Annotated in this window: 22 protein-coding genes; 10 read left to right on the top strand and 12 right to left on the bottom strand. The window is 55.3% G+C overall.

Going from position 1 to position 21,043, the window contains the following annotated elements; all coding sequences use genetic code 11:
* Positions 1-573: 573 nt before the first annotated feature.
* A complete protein-coding gene (gene tyrS / locus FEZ62_RS00005; RefSeq protein ID WP_069902640.1) occupies positions 574-1,773 on the bottom strand; it encodes a tyrosine--tRNA ligase in 1,200 nt (399 codons plus the stop codon).
* Positions 1,774-1,996: 223 nt separating this feature from the next.
* Between tyrS and FEZ62_RS00010 the strand changes: the two genes are divergently transcribed.
* The gene (locus tag FEZ62_RS00010; protein WP_172926416.1) at positions 1,997-3,403 is read left to right on the top strand and encodes a peptidoglycan DD-metalloendopeptidase family protein; all 1,407 of its coding nucleotides are present in this window, start codon (positions 1,997-1,999) and stop codon (positions 3,401-3,403) included.
* Between the two features lie 4 nt (positions 3,404-3,407).
* On the top strand, positions 3,408-4,499 hold the full coding sequence (locus FEZ62_RS00015; RefSeq protein WP_172926417.1) for an anhydro-N-acetylmuramic acid kinase: 1,092 nt from the start codon (positions 3,408-3,410) through the stop codon (positions 4,497-4,499).
* A 73-nt stretch (positions 4,500-4,572) separates the two neighbouring features.
* Here FEZ62_RS00015 and erpA read toward each other — a convergent pair whose 3' ends face one another.
* The 4 genes from erpA to argC all read right to left on the bottom strand — a co-directional run bounded on the left by erpA (position 4,573) and on the right by argC (position 7,186).
* On the bottom strand, positions 4,573-4,923 hold the full coding sequence (gene erpA / locus FEZ62_RS00020; RefSeq protein ID WP_069902671.1) for an iron-sulfur cluster insertion protein ErpA: 351 nt from the start codon (positions 4,921-4,923) through the stop codon (positions 4,573-4,575).
* Positions 4,924-5,000: 77 nt separating this feature from the next.
* On the bottom strand, positions 5,001-5,411 hold the full coding sequence (locus FEZ62_RS00025; RefSeq protein WP_069902637.1) for a polymer-forming cytoskeletal protein: 411 nt from the start codon (positions 5,409-5,411) through the stop codon (positions 5,001-5,003).
* Positions 5,412-5,426: 15 nt separating this feature from the next.
* Complete coding sequence (locus FEZ62_RS00030) at positions 5,427-6,152, bottom strand: DUF6776 family protein (protein ID WP_242454845.1); 726 nt, start codon at positions 6,150-6,152, stop codon at positions 5,427-5,429.
* Positions 6,152-7,186 carry an N-acetyl-gamma-glutamyl-phosphate reductase gene (gene argC / locus FEZ62_RS00035; RefSeq protein WP_090515381.1) on the bottom strand — a complete coding sequence of 345 codons (1,035 nt, stop codon included), beginning with the start codon at positions 7,184-7,186 and terminating at the stop codon, positions 6,152-6,154. The genes FEZ62_RS00030 and argC overlap by 1 nt, the downstream gene beginning before the upstream one ends.
* A gap of 132 nt (positions 7,187-7,318) precedes the next feature.
* On the opposite strand from argC, the gene hemJ reads away from it, so the two are divergent.
* The 4 genes from hemJ to FEZ62_RS00055 all read left to right on the top strand — a co-directional run bounded on the left by hemJ (position 7,319) and on the right by FEZ62_RS00055 (position 10,736).
* On the top strand, positions 7,319-7,747 hold the full coding sequence (gene hemJ / locus FEZ62_RS00040; RefSeq protein ID WP_090515383.1) for a protoporphyrinogen oxidase HemJ: 429 nt from the start codon (positions 7,319-7,321) through the stop codon (positions 7,745-7,747).
* A 63-nt stretch (positions 7,748-7,810) separates the two neighbouring features.
* Complete coding sequence (locus tag FEZ62_RS00045; protein ID WP_172926418.1) at positions 7,811-8,767, top strand: nitronate monooxygenase family protein; 957 nt, start codon at positions 7,811-7,813, stop codon at positions 8,765-8,767.
* A gap of 146 nt (positions 8,768-8,913) precedes the next feature.
* Positions 8,914-9,867, top strand: a complete 954-nt coding sequence (locus FEZ62_RS00050) for a DUF805 domain-containing protein (RefSeq protein WP_172926419.1) — start codon at positions 8,914-8,916, stop codon at positions 9,865-9,867.
* Between the two features lie 77 nt (positions 9,868-9,944).
* On the top strand, positions 9,945-10,736 hold the full coding sequence (locus tag FEZ62_RS00055; protein WP_069902631.1) for an SDR family oxidoreductase: 792 nt from the start codon (positions 9,945-9,947) through the stop codon (positions 10,734-10,736).
* A gap of 9 nt (positions 10,737-10,745) precedes the next feature.
* Here the strand turns inward: FEZ62_RS00055 and FEZ62_RS00060 are convergent, their stop codons facing one another.
* On the bottom strand, positions 10,746-12,230 hold the full coding sequence (locus FEZ62_RS00060) for an AAA family ATPase (RefSeq protein WP_172926420.1): 1,485 nt from the start codon (positions 12,228-12,230) through the stop codon (positions 10,746-10,748).
* 85 nt (positions 12,231-12,315) lie between these two features.
* Between FEZ62_RS00060 and FEZ62_RS00065 the strand changes: the two genes are divergently transcribed.
* The 3 genes from FEZ62_RS00065 to FEZ62_RS00075 all read left to right on the top strand — a co-directional run bounded on the left by FEZ62_RS00065 (position 12,316) and on the right by FEZ62_RS00075 (position 14,320).
* Positions 12,316-12,654: a histidine triad nucleotide-binding protein gene (locus tag FEZ62_RS00065; RefSeq protein WP_090515392.1), complete on the top strand. Its 339-nt coding sequence runs from the start codon at positions 12,316-12,318 to the stop codon at positions 12,652-12,654.
* A gap of 109 nt (positions 12,655-12,763) precedes the next feature.
* Positions 12,764-13,411, top strand: a complete 648-nt coding sequence (coq7, locus tag FEZ62_RS00070) for a 2-polyprenyl-3-methyl-6-methoxy-1,4-benzoquinone monooxygenase (RefSeq protein ID WP_069902628.1) — start codon at positions 12,764-12,766, stop codon at positions 13,409-13,411.
* A 144-nt stretch (positions 13,412-13,555) separates the two neighbouring features.
* Entirely contained in the window at positions 13,556-14,320 is a 765-nt protein-coding gene (locus tag FEZ62_RS00075) for a carbonic anhydrase family protein (RefSeq protein ID WP_172926421.1), read from the top strand.
* A gap of 84 nt (positions 14,321-14,404) precedes the next feature.
* On the opposite strand, the gene speD is transcribed toward FEZ62_RS00075, so the two are convergent.
* Together speD and FEZ62_RS00085 are read right to left on the bottom strand one after the other, a co-directional pair.
* Positions 14,405-15,199 carry an adenosylmethionine decarboxylase gene (gene speD / locus FEZ62_RS00080; RefSeq protein ID WP_069902627.1) on the bottom strand — a complete coding sequence of 265 codons (795 nt, stop codon included), beginning with the start codon at positions 15,197-15,199 and terminating at the stop codon, positions 14,405-14,407.
* Between the two features lie 314 nt (positions 15,200-15,513).
* Positions 15,514-15,936 (bottom strand): OsmC family protein, encoded by a 423-nt coding sequence (locus FEZ62_RS00085; protein ID WP_069902626.1) that lies wholly within the window; start codon positions 15,934-15,936, stop codon positions 15,514-15,516.
* A 230-nt stretch (positions 15,937-16,166) separates the two neighbouring features.
* On the opposite strand from FEZ62_RS00085, the gene crp reads away from it, so the two are divergent.
* Positions 16,167-16,811, top strand: coding sequence for a cAMP-activated global transcriptional regulator CRP (gene crp / locus FEZ62_RS00090; RefSeq protein ID WP_069902625.1), 645 nt, complete (start codon positions 16,167-16,169; stop codon positions 16,809-16,811).
* Positions 16,812-16,863: 52 nt separating this feature from the next.
* Here the strand turns inward: crp and trpC are convergent, their stop codons facing one another.
* Genes trpC through trpE form a run of 4 tightly spaced genes read right to left on the bottom strand, consistent with a single transcriptional unit; the run spans position 16,864 to position 20,828 of the window.
* The gene (gene trpC, locus FEZ62_RS00095; RefSeq protein ID WP_069902624.1) at positions 16,864-17,700 is read right to left on the bottom strand and encodes an indole-3-glycerol phosphate synthase TrpC; all 837 of its coding nucleotides are present in this window, start codon (positions 17,698-17,700) and stop codon (positions 16,864-16,866) included.
* Complete coding sequence (trpD, locus tag FEZ62_RS00100; RefSeq protein ID WP_172926422.1) at positions 17,697-18,746, bottom strand: anthranilate phosphoribosyltransferase; 1,050 nt, start codon at positions 18,744-18,746, stop codon at positions 17,697-17,699. The genes trpC and trpD overlap by 4 nt, the downstream gene beginning before the upstream one ends.
* Complete coding sequence (locus FEZ62_RS00105) at positions 18,743-19,339, bottom strand: aminodeoxychorismate/anthranilate synthase component II (RefSeq protein WP_069902622.1); 597 nt, start codon at positions 19,337-19,339, stop codon at positions 18,743-18,745. The genes trpD and FEZ62_RS00105 overlap by 4 nt, the downstream gene beginning before the upstream one ends.
* Before the next feature lie 10 nt (positions 19,340-19,349).
* Complete coding sequence (trpE, locus tag FEZ62_RS00110; RefSeq protein ID WP_172926423.1) at positions 19,350-20,828, bottom strand: anthranilate synthase component I; 1,479 nt, start codon at positions 20,826-20,828, stop codon at positions 19,350-19,352.
* Between the last annotated feature and the right edge of the window lie 215 nt (positions 20,829-21,043).

A 21,043-nucleotide genomic window follows, 5' to 3' on the forward strand; every position in this document is an offset into this window, starting at 1 on the left:
CTCTTCAGTTCAATACTGCAATTAGGTTTTGAGAAAACCTTATAAACTTGGCTCAGCAATCGCAAAACTTACAAATTAATGTAAGGTAACTCTCGAATTAACGAGTGTTGCTTTGTGATGCTGATAATCTGTTGACTATCAGTCTTACCTCACAAGCACCCACACGAATTGCTTGATTCAGTTGTTAAAGAGCGGTTGGTTAAGTCTTTCGTCTCAACCGAGGCGCGCATTCTACAGCAGCCTCATGTTCTGTCAAGCTGTTTTTCGAAGAATTTCTTCAATCTACTCAACCACTTGCGCTTCCGATCAAACCAGCTTCTCGTCAGCGGGAGGCGCATTCTACAGCGTTCAAACTCGCTGTCAACACCTCGTTTTTTACCGCTTTCGATCACCGTGGCGATCACTCTAAAAGGCTTTCAAACCACCCTTCAGAGCCCGGCGCATTCTACACAGCTTTCGCTGTTTTGCAACCCCTCTTTTTAAGCTAACTTCTTGTTTTCTAAGAAGTTTTCCGAGAGGTCGACGCCGGAAGAGGTGCGCATTATAGGCACCTCAGTTTTGCCGTCAAGGGTTTTATTCGGCTTTCAGGCTAATCCGTGCAAATGACTTCTTGCCGGCCTGGCAAACATGAGTTGCGCCAAGCTTGAACAGGAAGGAGCGATCTACGACCTGACCATCAACACGCACACCGCCAGAACCCAACAAGTCACGCGCTACTGCCGCGTTCTTTACCAGACCCGCCTTATTAAGGAGAGCGGCAATCGGCATGTCTTCGCTCGCAGCCAATTCGACCTCAGGAAGATCTTCCGGCAGCTCGCCATCCTTCATGCGGTTACCCGCAGAGCGATGAGCGTTTGCAGCAGCCTCTTCTCCGTGGAAGCGCGCAACGATTTCTTCTGCCAGCTTGATTTTGATGTCGCGCGGATTCGCACCGTTTTCGACATCCAGCTTGAACTGATTGATTTCATCCATTGAGCGGAAGCTGAGCAGCTCGAAGTAACGCCACATCAACGAGTCAGGCATCGACACCAGCTTGTTATAGATAGTGCCCGGTGCTTCCTGAATACCGATGTAGTTGCCCAGCGACTTGGACATCTTCTTCACACCGTCCAGACCTTCAAGCAACGGCATGGTCACGATGCACTGCGAAGACTGGCCGTAAGAGCGCTGCAATTCGCGCCCCATCAGCAGGTTGAACTTCTGATCGGTACCGCCCAACTCGACATCAGCCTGCAACGCCACAGAGTCATAACCCTGCACCAGCGGGTAGAGGAACTCGTGAATCGCAATCGGCTGATTGGTGGTGTAGCGCTTATTAAAGTCATCACGCTCAAGCATGCGCGCAACGGTGTATTGCGACGCCAGCTTGATGAAGTCCGCAGGCGTGAGCGTCTCCATCCAGGTGGAGTTGAAGGCAACCTCGGTCTTGGCCGGGTCCAGAATCTTGAACACCTGCGCCTTATATGTCTCAGCGTTGGCCAAAACCTGCTCGCGCGTCAACGGAGGGCGCGTAGCGCTCTTGCCGCTCGGGTCGCCGATCATGCCGGTGAAGTCACCGATCAGGAAGATCACCTGATGCCCCAACTCCTGGAATTGACGCAGCTTATTAATAAGCACCGTATGCCCCAGGTGCAGATCAGGTGCCGTTGGGTCGAAGCCCGCTTTAATGCGCAACGGCTGACCGCGCTTGAGCTTTTCGACCAGCTCGGACTCAACCAAAACCTCTTCTGCGCCGCGCTTTATCAGCGCCAGCTGCTCTTCAACCGACTTCATGGCAGGACTCTTAATCACTCAAAACGAAAGGGAACCAACGATACAAGATAACGGACAAATAACAAGTTTTGCCAACAGCTAGTCAGTCTGCGGCGTGATAGCACTGTAACAGGGTTGCCTCACAGGCATTTTGGTTATATTTTATACAGTTAGTGCATATTCATCATGTAATTCATCTTTTCCATATTTTTCTTTTCATCTCTTCAAAGTCAAAAGTAGCCATATGACCCATAAAATAAGCACGGCGCCACCCCTGTACCCCAAAACCCACATTTTGGCTGCCAGCGGTGTCGCCGCTGTGCTGAGCCTCGCCTTGTTAGTGTTCCCCACACGTGAAGTAGAAGCCAAGAAGACCTACCTGGGCCTTGAACTAGACGCCCCAACAGAACAACTGCTTAATAATGAAGACCTGCCGGAAAAGCTTGAGGCCCCAATCCTCGCCTCGCCTTTCGCGCAGATAGAAGGCGATTCAGCAGACGCAAAAGAAGTCGCCCTCAAGGAAATCACTCCAGAGCCGCCTGAAGACCCCACGCAAAAATCCATCACCGTTGCAAGTGGCGATACCCTTTCGACCATCTTCGAAAAAGTTGGCCTGCCAAACAGCACGCTGCATGACGTGCTGCAAAGCGATAAGAACGCCAAACGTTTCGCCAAGCTGAAAGTAGGCCAGACCCTTGATTTCAAACTGACCGAAGACGGCCAGCTCGAAAGCATCGAGTGCCAGGTAAGCCAACTCGAAACCATCCGCATGGAGAAGAGCACGGATGGCTACGCCTTCAAGCGCGATATGCTCAAGCCGGAAGTCCAGTCCGCCTATGCCCACGGTGTAATCACCGACTCGCTGTTTGCCTCAGCCCGTCGCGGCGGCCTTTCGCACAACCTGACCATGGAACTGGCGAATATTTTCGGCTACGACATCGACTTCGCGATGGACATTCGCAAAGGCGATGAGTTTGAAGTGATTTACGAGAACAAAGTGGTAGACGGTAAGAAAGTCGGCACCGGACATATCCTCTCGGCACGCTTCAAAAACCGCGGCAAAACCTACACGGCTGTTCGTTATACCAACCAGCAAGGCAACACCACCTATTACACAGCCGATGGCGGCAGCATGCGTAAGGCCTTCATCCGCACGCCAGTTGACTTCGCCCGCATCAGCTCGCGCTTTTCCAACGGTCGCCGCCATCCCATTCTGAACAAGATCCGCGCCCACAAAGGCGTCGATTACGCAGCCCCCCGTGGCACCCCGATCAAAGCGACTGGCGATGGCAAGATTGTCCTTGCAGGTCGTCGTGGCGGTTACGGTAATGCTGTAATCATTCAGCACGGCCAACGCTACCGCACGCTTTACGGCCACATGCAGGGTTTTGCCAAAGGTATTCGTACTGGCGGCTCGGTCAAGCAGGGTCAAATCATCGGCTATATCGGCACAACCGGCCTATCTACCGGCCCACACCTGCACTATGAGTTCCAAGTGAACGGTGTACACGTCGACCCGCTCAGCCAAAAGCTGCCGATGGCAGACCCGATTGCCAAAAAAGAGAAGACACGTTTCATGAAGGTCAGCCAACCGTTAATGGCGATGATGAACAAAGAGCACGAAACCATGCTCGCGCTTAACAAGCGTTAAGTTCATGCACCGCTATTTCGGGGTCATGTCGGGCACCAGCCTCGACGGCCTGGACATTGCCCTGATCGAACAGGGCAATTCCACTCGCTTAGTTGCCACCCACTACATCCCGATGCCGAGTCAACTGCGCGCAGACATTCTTGCTCTGTGCGCAAGCGGCCCGGATGAACTGGCCAGAGCGGCACTCGCCGAACAACAGTGGGCCCAGCTTGCAGCGCAAGGCATTGGCGCAATACTCCACGAGCAGAACCTGAACCCTGAAGATATCCGCGCCATCGGCAGCCACGGCCAGACCGTGCGCCACGAACCGGCACGCGGCTTCACAGTTCAGATCAGTAACGCTCCACTGCTTGCAGAGCTGACCGGTATTTGCGTGGTCAGCGATTTTCGCCGGCGCGATGTCGGCGCTGGCGGTCAGGGCGCTCCTTTGGTGCCGGCCTTTCATGAGGCGGTGTTCAATGCGGCGGGCGGTTTGCGCGCAGTTCTCAACATCGGCGGTTTCAGCAACCTGACGCTGCTGGCACCTGACGCCGAGGTTCGAGGCTTTGATTGCGGCCCCGGCAATGTTTTGCTCGACGCTTGGATTGGCCGCCATCAGAACGCCAGTTACGATCAGGAAGGCAACTGGGCGGCCACAGGACAAGTGCAAGCGCAGTTGCTCGACGCCTTTTTGCAGGACAGCTTCTTTGCCACCCAAGGCCCCAAAAGCACCGGCCGTGAGCTGTTCAATATCGAGTGGTTAGATCAGCACTTGAGCAGACTGCCATCCTTTCGCCCTGAAGATGTGCAAGCCACACTGCTTGAGCTCACCGCACAAACCATCGCCAAAGCCTTGCTCAACGCGCAGGCTAAAACCGAGCAATTACTGGTTTGCGGCGGCGGCGCGCGTAACATCACGCTGATGAACCGCCTTGCAGCCTTGCTACCAGATTGCAGCGTTTGCGCGACCGATACCCACGGCGTTCCTGCTGACTGGGTCGAGGCGATGGCCTTTGCCTGGCTCGCCCATTGCTGCCTGGAAGGCATACCCGCAAACCGCCCAAGCGTTACCGGCGCCAAAGGCTTGCGGATACTCGGCGCCATCCACCCAGCCTGAGCCTTATTACCCCACATACAAAAACGCCGCACTCATGAGCGCGGCGTTTTTGGTGTGACACAAGCAAGCATAATCAGATCGAGAATGAAGAACCGCAGCCGCACGTAGTGGTTGCATTCGGGTTATTGATCACGAAACGTGAGCCTTCCAACCCTTCTTGGTAATCCACTTCGGCACCTGCCAGGTATTGAAAACTCATCGGATCAACTACCAGGCTAACGCCTTCGCGTTCAATGATGGTGTCATCATCTGCGACTTCTTCATCAAAGGTGAAGCCATACTGGAAACCAGAGCAGCCGCCACCTGTAACGAATACGCGCAACTTCAGACGAGGATTTCCCTCCTCATCGACCAGGCTCTTCACCTTGCTCGCTGCACCTTGGGTAAACAGCATTGCTGTAGGGGTGAAGGTTTCGACGCTCATGCTGACTATCTCCCGGCGCCAGGCGCCATACTGCATTGATGCCGTGCATTATCCGCTTACCCTACAAATGCGGTCAACTATTCTGCGATTTCTAGGCTCTCGGGTAATTCCAACGGCTTTACATGTTCTTTCAGATGGCAAAGATTACCTTCGATTTGGGCGCCCATTGCCATCTCCATCAGACCATAATAGAGATTACCGCATACGCGTGCACGCGCGCCGAGCTCGAGATGCTCGCTGGCATAAACATCGCCAATCACTTCACCGTCAATAACTATATGGGGGGCGCGAACCTCACCTTCAACCTTGCCTTCAACACTGACGCGGATCATTCCCTCAGTAGTCAGTAGATTCCCTTCTACCCGACCATCAACCTGAACAGCTCCCATAAAGCGCATTTCGCCAGACAACGATGCACCCGCGGCTATGAGGCTGGTTTTGCCAGTAAATCGCTGCACGTCAACCTTCTTCTTTTCTTTGTTCCACATGTGGGCCACTTACTCTTAATCGATCCATTTGAATGTGCGTTCCAAAGGTTTCTCACCTTTGACTTCGGCGCGCACTCGAACCTGAGCGGGCACGAAGCCTTCAGGTATCTCCAACTCGGCGAAGCGTCCTGCCTCGGGAATTGACTTAAAGTGTTTGAAGGTGAAGGGCAACGACTTGCCGTCGAACTGCCCCGCCGCCTCTGTCGTCAGCTCGGACAATTCAAGCTTGGCAGACTTGCCAGCCTGCTTGCCCTCAACCGTAATCCGCAGTTGGCCGCTTAAGGGTTTGTCATCCTTACCCACCCGACTGAGGAGTATCTTGTAGCGATAATTGCGTGGCTTTTCCGTGGACTGCAGCTCAAAGGTGCCAATTCGCAAGCCGTCTTGGCGACTATTGGGCGCCAGCACTCCTTTATAGGAAGCCAAATCCTGCTGCAGTTTAAAAATCTGCTCTTCAAGAAGCTTTATCGACAAGCGACTTTGCTCATTGGCCTGCAACGCAACCGTTTCGCCACTGGCCGCTCTGGCCAGGCTCTGCTTCAACTGCTCGATCTCGGCGTCTTGCTGTGCAACCCGCTCTTGCAGCGGTTTTACCTGATCGCTCAGGGCCTGCATTTGCTCGTCATGCCAATAGGCGCCGACCATGAATGCAGCCGGAATCGCCAGCAGCGCAACCGTTAGCGCAACGCGCAAGCGCCCGGTACGACGGGCGCCACGCGGATGAACCTCCCAGCCTGCCATCAGGGCAACATGGCCGCATGCGCAAGGCCGGCATTCTCTTCCAGGCCAAACAGAATGTTCATGTTCTGCACGGCTTGACCAGAAGCGCCTTTGACCAGATTGTCGATGACCGACAAGATCACCACCAAGTCACCATCTTGCGGACGATGCACGGCGATGCGGCAAACGTTGGCACCACGCACGCTGCGTGTTTCCGGATGGCTGCCAGCTGGCATCACATCCACGAAGGGCTCATTGGCATAACGCTTTTCATACAGCGCCTGCAGATCTACCGAACGGTCGACCACGGTTGCGTACAGCGTCGCGTGAATACCGCGAATCATCGGCGTAAGGTGCGGTACGAATGTCAAACCAACCTCATGCCCCGCAGCGCGGCGCAGGCCCTGACGAATTTCCGGCAAGTGACGGTGACCTTTGACACCGTAAGCCTTCATGCTTTCGCCCGCCTCGCTGAACAGCGAGCCAACACTGGCGCCACGCCCTGCTCCGCTGACGCCGGATTTGCAGTCGGCAATCAACCGATCGGTATCAGCAAGCCCTGCTTCAAGCAGCGGCAGCAAACCCAACTGAGCCGCCGTCGGGTAGCAGCCAGGCACCGCAATCAAACGAGCTTGCTTGATCGCGTCACGATTGACTTCCGGCAGGCCATAAACCGCCTCACCCAAAAGCTCAGGAGCGCCATGCGGTTGGCCGTACCATTTGGCCCACTCATCGGCATCGGCCAGACGGAAATCTGCAGACAAATCGATAACCTTGGTGCCAGTGGCCAGCAAGTCAGCAGCCAGTGCGTGCGCTACGCCATGCGGGGTTGCGAAGAACACCACATCACAGGCGCCCAGCGTGGCGACGTCCGGCACACTGAACGCAAGCGTTGGATAATGGCCGCGCAAGTTCGGGTACATCTCGTCCACTCGCATACCGGCTTCGGAGCGCGAAGTAATGACTTCAACCTGGGCCTGCGGGTGCTGCGCCAACAGACGTAACAGCTCGACGCCGGTGTATCCGGTTCCACCTACAATCCCAACCTTGATCATTGCTTGCCCCTTACGATAGCGCTGAAAAGATGCTGATGATAAGGCCGCAGCCGCCGCGGGCCAACCGCCATTGATGACGGATGCTGTACAGGCCTCTACTATCTGCCTATCTATTTGCCAAGGTGTTACCCAATGCTCTATTTGTGGCTCAAAGCTCTGCACATTATTGCGCTGGTCTGCTGGTTTGCCGGACTGTTTTATTTGCCACGCCTGTTCGTCTATCACGCCATGAGCGACGACCAGATCAGCCGCGACCGTTTCTGCACCATGGAGCGCAAGCTGTATCGCGGCATCATGACCCCTTCGATGATCGCAACCGTGCTGCTGGGCATCGGCCTTATCAGCCTCAATCCTGGTTTCTACTTTAGTCAGGGCTGGATGCACGCCAAACTGAGCCTGGTCGTGTTACTAGTGATCTATCACTTCATGTGTGGCGCACAAATGAAACGTTTCGCACGTGGCGAAAATCAGCGCACCCATGTTTTTTACCGGTGGTTCAATGAAGCGCCGGTTCTGGTGCTGCTCGGTGTGGTAATCCTGGTTGTGGTGAAACCCTTCTAGGCCGCGTCGCGCTCATTAACCGCCGCCAAAGAGCAACTACTCACAGACATTGAAGGAAACTTTATGACTTTGCCCGCCTTGCTCGAAAACAAACTCCGTCTGCCTCTGGTCGCAGCGCCGATGTTTCTGGTGTCGAACCCGGATCTGGTGCTTGCCTGCTGCAAAAATGGTGTCGTTGGCAGCTTCCCCGCACTCAATCAGCGCGAAAGCTCCGGCTTCAAGCATTGGCTTGAGCAAATAGAAGCGGGCCTTACCCCAGACAGCGCGCCTTATGCGGTCAATCTGATTGTGCACAAGAGCAACCCACGGCTACAGGCTGATCTGGCCATCTGCATCGAACACCAGGTGCCCATCGTGATCACCAGCCTGGGCGCGGTCAAAGAGCTGGTAGATGCGGTGCATGAATATGGCGGCTTGGTTTTCCACGATGTCACCACGCGCCGTCACGCCGAGAAGGCTGCCGAGGCCGGCGTTGATGGATTGATTGCAGTGGCTGCCGGTGCGGGCGGGCATGCCGGGACCTGGAGCCCGTTTTCGCTGATCGCCGAGATTCGCCAGTTCTTCGATAAAACCCTGTTGCTTTCAGGCTGCCTCAATCATGGCCACGAAATCCTCGCCGCACAGTTGCTCGGCGCCGACCTGGCCTACATGGGCACCCGCTTTATTGCGACCACCGAAAGTGACGCGCAGCCTGAATACAAGCAGATGATTCTCGGCGCCAAAGCGGCAGACATTATCCATACCCCGGCGGTGTCCGGCGTACCCGCCAGTTTTATGCGCCAAAGCCTTGAACAAGCAGGTTTTGATCTCAACCAATTGCAGAACAAGGGTGAGATCAATTACGGGGAGAAACTCAAACCCATCAGCGATGAAGCAAAAGCCTGGAAAACCGTCTGGTCTGCTGGTCAGGGCGTTGGCGAAGTCAGCGATGTTCCTGACACCGCAGAATTGATTGCGCGACTGGACCGTGAATATCAAGCCGCGCTCAACCGTGCTCAGGCACTCAAGGCTGCGCACTGAAACTAACGACTTGAGTTGATGGCAATCTGCTACATTTTATCGGCTGCCGACAACCGTCCAGCGTTACAAACCAGCGGTGCCATTACCGCTGGTTTAGCATCAAGCAATCACATCAATAGAGTTCTGCCGCAGAGAAGGATGCTCTTATGAATCAAGCCCGTTATAAAATTGTTTTCAGCGGCGAGCTTATGCCTGACGCCGCGTTGGATACGGTGAAGGAAAACCTGGCCCGGCTGTTTAAAAGCGACGTCAGTAAAATCAATGACCTGTTCAGCGGCAGGAATGTCGCGATCAAACGTAATCTCGCCGAAAGCGAAGCTGATCAATACATCAGCGCCTTGCAGCGTGCCGGTGCAAGGGTCCGCAAAGAGCCTGAACTCAGCGAAAGCCTCAGTTTAATGGCAACCGATGATCATGGCGCGCCTGCAGCGACGGCCGAGTCAGCCGAGCAAATGACCTGCCCCAAATGCCAGCACGTTCAACCCAAAGCGGACGAGTGCAGCGCCTGCGGCATCATCATCGAGAAGTATATCGCCCGCCAGGCAACCCTGACCGACAGCGCCCCGGCGCAGAGTAGTGACGCCTCGGCAGTAGCGCCCGCCTCGCCTTACGCACCGCCAAAGGCCAACGTCAGTGACAACATGCCCGAGTTCGGCCAACTCAAAGCCTTCACCACCAATGGCCGGATTGGCCGTCTGCGTTATCTGGCCTGGACGCTGGTTATGCTGCTTGCCAGCACACCGCTGCTGGGTGTTGCGGCGGCAGGCTACGCCATCTCCGATCTGTTCGGCAGCCTGTTGGTTGTACTCGCGACTATTGCCGTGTTCGTAATCGCGATTCAGATAGGCGTGCAGCGCCTGCATGACATTGGCTGGTCTGGCTGGCTCTTGCTGATCAATATTGTGCCGGTGGTGGGCAGCGTGTTCGCCCTGCTGATGGTGGTAATGCCGGGTACCAATGGTGCCAATCGCTACGGTCCGATGCCGCCACCCAACAGTACCGCGGTTAAAGTACTGGCCTGCTTGTTCTTGCTGGTACCGTTGAGCGGCATTATTGCTGCCATCGCCATGCCAACTTTATTTTCCGCCTATGCGCCTTAATCGATAAGCTATGCACTGCCTCCATTTGGAGGGGGACGCCCCGAACAGGGTTAAACCAACTGCAACATGGAGACAGCATGACTCAGTACGCACTTGTTACAGGTGCATCCAGTGGTATTGGCCTGGCACTGGCCGAGGCGCTCGCAAGACGCGGGCGCAACTTGATTCTGGTGGCTCGCAAACGCCCCGCGCTTGAGAGTATCGCCAGCGAGCTGGCCATGCGTTTCTCGGTCGAGGTTCTGTTTCGCGTTTGCGACCTCAGCGAGCCACAACAAGTCACCGGCCTGCTATTCGAACTGGAAGAACAAAACCTGCGCATCGACCTGCTGGTCAACAATGCCGGCATCGGCACGGCTGGCGCGTTTGTCGCTCAGGACTGGCGCCGCGAGCAGCAACTGCTGGAGGTCAACGTACTGGCACTGGCGCGCCTGTGCCATTCCATTGGCAACATCATGGCCGGCCAGGGCAGCGGCCAGATACTCAATGTGGCATCAGTCGCCGCCTTCCAGCCGGGCGCGTGGATGAGCAACTATTACGCGAGCAAGGCTTACGTGCTGCACTTCTCCGAAGGCTTGCGCGAAGAGCTCAGCCGCTACGGCGTCAGCGTTTCAGTGCTGTGTCCCGGGCCGACCAAAAGCGCATTCTTTCGCAGCGCAGAGCTAGATATCAGCGGTATTGAAAACAGCAAGTTGATGATGAGCTGCGAAGAAGTAGCGCTGATTACCGTGAAGGCACTGGCAAAGCGCCGGACTATCATCATTCCGGGCTGGCGCAACCGGCTGCTGGCACTCTCGCCGCGCTTTGCCCCACGTTGGCTGGTGCGCAAGATCAGCGCGAAGATCAACCAGCGTGTCGGCAAGATCGCTTAGCGATACCACTCAACCATCGGCGCTCACCGTTCTGCCACGCGCCCAGTCACGCAGCGCCGTGATCTGCTCGGCCATCACCACCGAAAGCGGCGCGGTTGCCTGAATCGCCTGCACCAGCAGCGCCTGATCGACAGCGCGCTGCTGGGCTTGCGCCATATACAGCGCACTGACAATCACCTGCTCAATCTCGGCTCCGGAGAACCCAGCGCTGGCCGCAGCCAATGCGACCAAATCGAATTCAGCCGCCGCCAGTTCGCGACGCTGCAAATGGATGCTGAAAATCTGCTCGCGTATCGCACTGCTGGGCAGGTCGACAAAAAACACCTCATCAAACCGGCCTTTGCGCATCAGCTCCGGCGCCAGCTGGTCGATGGCATTGGCGGTCGCCACCATAAATACCGGCGCCGTGCGCTCCGCCATCCATGTCAGCAAAGTGCCCAATACCCGCTGGCTCACACCGCCATCGTTATCGCCGGTCGCCAGCCCCTTCTCTATTTCATCGACCCACAGAACGCAGGGTGACATTTGCTCGGCAAGCTTCAAGGCGTCGCGCAGATTACGCTCGGTCTCGCCAAAGAACTTGTTGTACAGCGCAGCAATATCCAGGCGCAGTAGCGGCATGCCCCACATACCCGCGACAGCTTTGGCGGCGAGGCTTTTACCGCTGCCTTGCACACCGAGCAGCATAATGCCCTTGGGTAAATCGGTGGCCGAGACGCTCAAAAATGCGCTTTGCCGGTCTGCCAGCCAACCCTTCAGATTGCTCAGACCGCCCACTTCGGCAAAACGTGCTGTCTCATACTCGAAACTCAATACACCATCAAGATCGAGCAGTTTGAATTTGGTCTTGTTCAGTGCGGGCAAGTCTTCCTGCGTAATCGCGCCGTCATCGCAAATCACATTCCGCGCCAACACGCGCGCTTCGGCATGGCTCATACCGCGCAGATTCTTCACCACCTGCTGCAAGGTTTTATTGTCGGTGCGCACCCGCACATTACGGTTGCGCTCGCTCCAGCTCGCCGCCTCCTCTCGCACGATCGCCAGCAACTCATCTTCCGAAGGCAAGGCCAAAGCAAATCTGGCGGCATAACGCTGCACTTCAGCGGGTAACTTACAGGCATGTGAAACCAGCACCAGCGTGGGTTTATGCGCGTCCTCGCTCATGGCGATTTCTTTGAGCAAGCGCACCAACTTGGGGTTATCGCTGAGAAAGGGATGCAGATCGCACATCACATAAAGGGTTGGCTGCACATCGGCCTTGATCAGCCGCAGCGCCGCTTCCGGCTCTGTACTGTTGTGCTGATCAGCGCCGTCCGCGCCAAAGCCAAGACGCTGTAAACCCTCGGTAACGGACCAAAGCACAATACTCAGCGCACGCCTGACGGCTAGACTGGTAAGGGTTTCAAGGACGCGACGCTCATCCCATGACTCGATCAAGATCAGTTTGACCTTGGAATCCAGAACTAAACCAAGGTCATGAATATCGTTTCTCAAGCTGAAATCCTTAGCTGGCGGTGGCTCGCACGTGCGATCTACACGACGGTTTAAACCCAAGTTGCTAACAGCCCGGGAGGTTTTTATGGACTGTCTGTTCTGCAAGATTGTCAGCGGCGACATCCCTGCGCAAAAGATCTATGAAGACGATCAGATACTCGCCTTCAACGATATTAGCCCGCAAGCGCCGGTGCACTTTCTGGTTATCCCGAAAAAGCATATCAGCACGCTCAATCATCTGACCGCAGATGATAAAGAGCTCGCCGGGCATATTCTCCTGACGGCTCAACATTTGGCAAAAGAGTCAGGGTGCGAAGCGGGCTTCAGGGTCGTGATGAACTGCGAAGAACACGGTGGCCAAACGGTTTACCACATTCATATGCACGTGCTCGGCAAGCGTCAAATGACCTGGCCACCGGGCTGATTGCTCAGCCAGGACCACGCCCACTCACGGGCAGGCGCTGATCTCGATCAAACCTGACGCGCGGGTTTAGAGTAAACTGTGCGCTGTTGTTTTCGTCGGAGATATTCTCATGGCCCAAATGCGTCACTACTCCCCAGTCGACCGCCTGCTGCTGCAAGCAGATACGGCGCTGCGCACGTTGTTGCCATTCAGTGGCCAGCCAAGCCGACCTTCACCCGCCATCGTGCAGCCCGAGGCAGAGCTTGATGCCGAGCAAACCCAGCATATTGCCGGGCTGATGCGCATCAATCACACCGGCGAGGTGTGTGCTCAGGCGTTGTATCAAGGCCAGGCATTAACCGCCAAACTGCCGCATGTGCGTGAAGCCATGGAGCAGGCCGCCGATGAGGAAATTGATCATCTGGCGTGGTGCGAGCAGAGAATCCGTCAACTGGGCAGCCACCCAAGCGTACTCAACCCGTTGTTTTACGGTTTGTCGTTTGGCATCGGCGCATTTGCAGGGCTGGTCAGTGACAAAGTCAGCTTAGGATTTGTTGCTGCCACTGAAAATCAGGTGGTGAAACACCTCGATGATCACCTGCAACAAATTCCCGCCACAGACGAGAAGTCTCGCGCCATTCTTGAACAGATGCGTGAAGATGAAGAGCATCACGCCTCAAGCGCAATCGAGGCCGGAGGCTTGCGCTTTCCTGCGCCGATAAAGCTGGGCATGTCCTTGTTATCCAAAGTGATGACCAAAAGCACTTACCGCATGTAATCATCGACGGGCTCAGGACTGCCTGAGCCCGCCCTGAAACTTCGTGAATTCTCGTAGTCTTTTTCCGCGCAACTGTTTCAGCCCGCCCTGCCCCCGCCAAACTCTCTACCATCGCCCCTGTTAATTATTACAGGAAGTTTCAACGTGTCTGTAAAACATATTCAGCAGAAACTATTCATCGCACTGCTTATCGCGATGCCTGTTCATGCACTCGCCAACGGCTGGAGCTACGTAGGCCAAAACGCACCAGAGCATTGGGCAGATATAGACCCGACAGGTGGCAGCGAGGCTTGTCTTGCTGGGGAGGCGCAATCACCCGTGGATGTAGATCTACACAAGCTCGCGCATCAACCCGGCTTAGCCAAAGACCTGACCATCAACTACCAACGCAGCGCGCTGCAGCTGGTCAATAACCGCCACTCGATCCAGGCTAACCTGCAACCAGGCAACTCTCTGATATTCAAGGGCAGTAGCTACAACCTTGTGCAGTTCCATTTTCATACGCCGAGCGAACACCAGTTCAATGACAAGAATTTCCCGATGGAAATGCACCTGGTCAATCAGGCTGAAGACGGACGACTGCTGGTAATGGCGGTGATGATCAAACAAGGTGAAGCCAACACTGAACTGGATCACCTGTGGAAAATGCTGCCACAAAAAGCCGGTCAGGCCTTCGACATCAGCGAGCCACTGGCACCTGACCTCGCGGCCATATTGCCGAGTAATAGCAAGCATTTGCTGTATACCGGCTCGCTGACAACACCGCCATGTACCGAGGGCGTACAGTGGGTGTTATTCGAGCAACCGATTGAGATGTCCGCCGCGCAGATCAAGGCATTTCAACAGCTATACGCCGACAACCACCGCCCGATAAAACCGCTCAACTCGCGCCAAGTGATTGAAGACTGATCGCTCCAGGGCTGCTGGCTGTCAACCTGAGTTATTCATGACCACAAAAAAACCCGCCGAAGCGGGTTTTTTATGTTGCTGCAATTACTTCCAGAGGTTGCGCGCGTAGAAAATCTCGAGCATCTCATGGCGAACACGGTCTTCGACCAGTTGACGCTGTTCAGGCGTCAGGCTGCTGGTCGCATCACCGAACAGGTAGTTGTCGAGGTCGAACTCTTTAAGCAGCATTTTGGTGTGAAACAGGTTCTCCTGATACACGTTAACGTCGGTCATTTGATACGCCGACTGCGTGTCTTCGGACAGGTAGTTCTGAATGGAATTGATCTCGTGATCGATGAAGTGCTTGTGGCCTTCAACATCACGGGTGAAACCGCGCACACGGTAGTCAACGGTGACGATATCCGAGTCAAACTGATGAATTAGATAGTTAAGTGCTTTCAGCGGCGAAATCACGCCACAGGTCGACACGTCGATATCGACACGGAAGGTCGCAATTCCATCTACCGGATGGATTTCCGGATAGGTATGGACGGTGATGTGGCTTTTATCCAGGTGCGCGAGAATAGTCTCTGGTAACGGACCAGGCGACTCCTCAATCTGGCTTTCTGTTGGCTCAACCGGCTGCTCGGAAATCAGGATGGTTACGCTGGCCCCTTGGGGGTCGTAATCCTGACGAGCGATGTTGAGGATGTTGGCACCGATAATGTCTACAACATCAGTGAGAATCTGCGTCAGGCGCTCAGCATCGTATTCCTGGTCGATGTACTGAACATAAGCCTGCTGGTCTTCTGGCGTTTCCGCGTAGCAGATGTCATAGATGTTGAAGCTCAAGGTCTTGGTCAGGTTATTGAACCCATGGAGCTTGAGTTTGCTTTTCACCGTTGTAGAACTCTCTTTATAAGCGGCAACGCCGCGTGGTCGAGCATGCCCGTCAACCGTGATGTTCCCGGTTGCGTAGGACGGTTTACACCTCTTCGCATTGCGATTTTGGTTATTGGTTCCAAGAGCGCGGCTGCGCTCAAAAGGGGCGCCATTATGCAGATTGATGCCCATGCCCGCTAGAGCATGCAGCATACAAATGATAAAGGGATTGCAGTGGCAAACATTTTGGCTGTTGCAGCCAGAATGGACTTACTCCGGAACAAACCAGGGACACTGGTTTATCCCGGAAAACACTTGTCTTTAGATTGGAATTAACCCAATTCGACGATCTCATAATCGTGGGTAATTTCAACACCGCCACGGCCGAGCATTATCGAGGCTGAGCAGTACTTCTCTGCTGACAGCTCAACGGCCCGCTTAACTTGCGCTTCTTTCAAGCCGCGACCTTTAACCACGAAGTGTAAATGGATCTTGGTGAACACTTTTGGCTCTTCGCTTGCACGCTCAGCCTCAAGAAAAGCCTCACAGCTTTCTACCGCTTGTCGCGATTTTTTTAGGATACTGACTACATCAAAGTTGCTGCAGCCACCCAAGCCGATCAACACCATTTCCATCGGACGCACGCCCAGATTACGTCCACCACTCTCTGGCGGGCCATCCATTACAACCGCGTGGCCACTGCCCGACTCGCCTATAAACAGGGCGTCTCCGGCCCATTGAATCCGCGCTTTCATTTGCAAGCCTCCGCTAGAAAAAGGGCCAGCAGCTTATCACAGGCAAGTCTGGGATAAGTTCCGTCGAAATAGCCGAGAAGTTGCAAATAAGGTGTTATCCAGGTCGCAAAACATTATCTCGCAACACTCTGCCTGTTAAGATGACGCCGGATTACTGGCACACTGAATGCGATTACTAATAAGAAAGCGTCTGTCGCACAGGCATAAATTTTTTAATTCGGGACTCGGGAATGGTCGCTATAACCCTTACACCTAAAATAAAGAATCTCGATAAGATCTTGGCACATTGCCATCGCCGTCGTTATACGGCAAAGAGCACGATCATCTATGCAGGTGATCGTAGCGAGACTCTATTCTTTATCGTCAAAGGCTCTGTCACCATCCTCATTGAAGATGACGACGGGCGCGAGATGATCATCGCCTATCTCAACAGCGGAGACTTCTTCGGAGAGATGGGTCTATTTGATAAAGTGGGCGCTGAAAAGGAACGCAGCGCTTGGGTAAGAGCTAAAACGGAATGCGAAGTTGCAGAACTCAGCTACACCAAATTCCGTGAATTGACGGAACAAGATCCAGACATCCTTTACGCACTCGGCAGCCAGATGGCTGAACGCTTGCGCGCCACAACTCGTAAGGTCGGTGATCTGGCCTTCCTTGATGTGACGGGTCGCGTTGCACGTACCCTGCTCGATCTGTGCAAACAACCGGATGCGATGACGCATCCGGATGGCATGCAGATCAAGATCACTCGTCAGGAGATTGGCCGCATTGTCGGTTGCTCACGCGAGATGGTCGGCCGGGTTCTCAAGTCGCTTGAGGAACAGGGTCTGGTCAACGTCAAAGGCAAGACCATGGTGGTATTCGGCACACGCTGAGTACCAGGCATAAAAAAACCGGCATCGATGCCGGTTTTTTTATGCCTGCGATTTAGTCAACGTCGGGGCTGTAGGCCACACGCTTGCGCGTCGGGAAGAACAGTTTCTCCAGCTCCGAACCTGGGTTCTCGGCGCGCATGAACACTTCGCCGACCAGGAACGCGTAAACGTCGTTGATTTCCATCAGCTCGACATCAGCCCGATTGAGAATGCCGCTCTCAGTGACAACATGACGATCCTGCGGCACCCGGGTAATCAGGTCGAGCGTGGTGTCGAGGCTGACCTCAAAGGTATGCAGATTACGGTTATTGATGCCGATAAGAGGCGTGTCGAGCACATTGAGTGCGCGCTCCAGCTCATCGCTGTCGTGCACTTCAACCAATACATCCAGATCGACGCTTTTGGCGGCTGCAGCCAGTTCAGCCATGCGAACGTCATCCAAGGCCGAGACGATCAGCAGTACACAGTCGGCGCCCAACGCCCGGGACTCGATGATCTGATACGGATCAATCATGAAGTCTTTACGGATAACCGGCAGCGAGCAGGCGTTACGCGCTTGCTGCAAGTACGCATCAGAGCCTTGAAAGAAGTCGATATCGGTGAGTACCGACAAACAGGTCGCACCACCGGCTTCATAGCTGCGGGCGATTTCAGCGGGGTCAAAATCCTCGCGCAATACGCCTTTGCTTGGCGACGCCTTCTTCACCTCGGCAATGACCGCCGCTTGCTTCTGCGCGATTTGGGTTTGCAGTGCACGGGCAAAACCACGCGGCGCATCAGCGTTTCGCGCCTGTGTCTCAAGCTCCGCCATACTTGTTACGGCACGGCGGGCAGCGACTTCCTCGGCCTTGCGCGCAAGAATCTTCTCCAGAACAGTTGGCAAGCTCAACCTTCATTCTCCTGTTTGAAAACAGTGGTAAACGACACCAACTCTTCCAGCTTCTCGTGGGCCAGTCCGGTGTGTAGCGCATCATGCGCCCGGGCTACGCCCTCTTTCAGCGTAGCCGCCAAGTCAGCCGCGTACAGCGCTGCACCCGCATTTAGAATAATCATTTCGGCAGCCTTCTGTCCGGCCTCGGTTTTACGCTTGCCGAGTGCGTCCAGCACCAGATCCAGTGAAGCCGCCGGGCTGTCGACAGACAACCCGATCAGGCTCTGGCTCTGCAGGCCAACATCTTCCGGCAATACCTGGTACTCACGAACCTCGCCATCTTTGAGTTCGGCCACATGGGTTGCGGCGGCCAGACTGAACTCATCAAGGCCATCACGCGAATGCACCACCAGAATGTGTTTACTGCCCAGACGCTTGAGCACCTCAGCCAACGGCCGGCACAGGGCCTGACTGAATACTCCAACAACCTGATGCTTGACGCCTGCCGGATTGGTCAGCGGGCCAAGCATGTTGAACAGAGTACGCAAGCCGAGTTCGCGACGCGGGCCGGCCGCATACTTCATGGCTTTATGGTGCACCTGAGCAAACATGAAACCGACGCCGACGCTGTCGATGCAACGCGCGACTTGTTCAGGTTGCAGGTTCAGGTAAATACCGGCCGACTCCAGCAAGTCGGCGCTGCCGCTCTTGCCCGAAACGGCGCGGTTACCGTGTTTGGCAACCTTGCCGCCCGCCGCCGCAACAACAAACGAGGCGGCAGTGGAGACGTTGAAGATATTGGCGCCATCACCGCCGGTCCCCACCACATCAACCACATGCTCAAGGGTTGGCAGCTCGACGTGATGCGCCAACTCGCGCATCACCGAAACCGCACCGACGATTTCGTCGATGGTCTCGCTCTTCATGCGCATGCCCATAAGGAATGCACCTATTTGGGCATCGGTGCATTGGCCGGTCATGATTTCACGCATGACGTCCTGCATTTCTTCGGTGCTCAGGTCGAGCTGGTTAACCACACGATTCAGCGCTTCCTTGATATTCATGCGCGCATACCTCCTTGTTGCTTGAGGAAGTTGGCAAACAGTTCGTGGCCTTGCTCGGTCAGAATCGACTCGGGGTGGAACTGCACGCCCTCAACATTCAGGGTCTTGTGACGCAACCCCATGATTTCATCCACCGAGCCGTCTTCATGCTGAGTCCATGCGGTCAGCTCAAGGCAATCGGGCAAGGTTTCACGTTTGACCACCAGAGAATGGTAACGGGTCACGGTCAGCGGATTGTTCAAGCCGTTGAATACGCCCTGATCATGGTGATAAACCGGGCTGGTCTTGCCGTGCATGACCTGACGCGCACGCACCACATCGCCACCAAATGCCTGGCCGATGCTCTGGTGTCCCAGGCATACGCCGAGCAGTGGCAACTTACCGGCGAAATGCTTGATCACTTCCAGCGAAATACCCGCCTCATTCGGCGTGCACGGCCCCGGCGAAACCACGATACGCTCAGGGTTCAGCGCTTCGATATCGGCCACGGTCAATTCATCGTTGCGTACTACTTTGACGTCTTCACCCAGCTCACCGAGGTACTGCACCACGTTGTAGGTGAAGGAGTCGTAATTATCGATCATCAGTAACATGACGGGCTCCTCAGTGAGTGGATTGTTCGGCTAGCGCAACCGCGCGGAACATGGCACGACGCTTGTTCAGCGTCTCTTCCCACTCAAGTGCAGGCACCGAGTCGGCGACAATACCGCCACCCGCTTGCACGTGTAGCTCACCGTTTTTAATAACCGCAGTGCGAATCGCAATGGCCGTGTCCATGTTGCCATTCCAGGCCATGTAACCCACTGCACCGCCGTATACGCCACGTTTGACGGGTTCCAGTTGGTCAATGATTTCCATTGCACGAATTTTCGGCGCACCCGACAACGTGCCCGCTGGCAAAATGGCCCGCAGTGCATCCATCGCCGTCAGCCCCGGCTTTAATTGGCCGGTGACGTTGGAGACGATGTGCATGACGTTGGAGTAGCGCTCAATGACCATTTTCTCCGTCAGCTTAACGCTGCCTGTTGCCGATACCCGACCGACGTCGTTGCGGCCCAGGTCAATCAGCATCAGGTGTTCAGCAATCTCTTTAGCGTCCGAGAGCAAGTCTTCTTCAAGGGCCAGATCAGCCTCTTCGTTCGCCCCACGCGGACGTGTGCCGGCGATAGGACGCACAGTGATCAGGTTATCTTCAACGCGCACCAGCACTTCCGGCGAGCTGCCGACGACATGGAAATCGCCAAAGTTGAAGAAGTACATATAAGGCGTCGGGTTGATGCAGCGCAGCGCCCGATACAGATCAATCGGCGCCGCCTTGAAGTCAATCGACATGCGCTGCGAAGGCACGACTTGCATGCAGTCGCCCGCCAGAATGTATTCCTTGATGGTATCGACTGCGCGCTCGTAGTCTTCCTGACTGAAGCTTGAGCGGAACGCCGGCTCGGCGCCCACCGGTGCATTCAGATCCACGCCCAGACGCGGGGTAATCGGCTGACGCAACTTCTGCAGAATCTCTTGAAGGTGCGCCTGCGCCTGCTCGTAACCATCGGCATGCGCCGGGTCGGCGAGCACGATTGCATGCATCTTGCCTGCGAGGTTGTCGAACACCACAACCGCATCGGAAACCATCAGCAGGATATCCGGATTGCCCAGCGGATCTGGATTCGGGCAAACGGCCAGGCGCTTTTCTACATAACGCACACTGTCGTAACCGAAGTAACCAACCAGCCCGCCATTGAAGCGCGGCAAGCCCGGCAGGGTCGGCACTTTATAGCGTTCCTTGAACGACTCAACGAACGCCAGCGGGTCTTCACACTCGTGGCGCTCGGTCTCAACGCCGTCGATGCTGACGATGACAGTGTGGTCATAAGCGCGCAATACCGTACGCGCCGGCAGGCCGATAATGGAATAACGCCCCCACTTCTCGCCGCCCTGAACGGACTCGAGCAAGTAGGTGTTCGCCTCATCGGCAAGCTTCAGGTAGATAGACAGCGGGGTGTCGAAGTCAGCAATGGTTTCGTATGCAACAGGGATACGGTTATAGCCGGCAGCGGCTAAACGCAGGAATTCTTCGCGGATCATGATCAGCCTCGTGGCTTGAGGTTTAACGGTCGAGTGCAAACGCGCCGGCTAAGCGGCCAATATCAGGTCAGAGGCGCCAGCGCCAACGGGCCAGTGCCTTGATGATTTTCATCCCGGCTCGTTCGAGCCAGAGTTTGCAGGTAACCACCACGGAGGGATCTCTTAGACGGGCAATAAAGTGCAGCAACACTAGCGCAGCCGCTTGCGCTAATCAA

This window comes from Pseudomonas sp. MS19 (assembly GCF_013277615.1).
In the GTDB taxonomy this organism is placed as follows: Bacteria; Pseudomonadota; Gammaproteobacteria; order Pseudomonadales; family Pseudomonadaceae; genus Aquipseudomonas; species Aquipseudomonas marincola.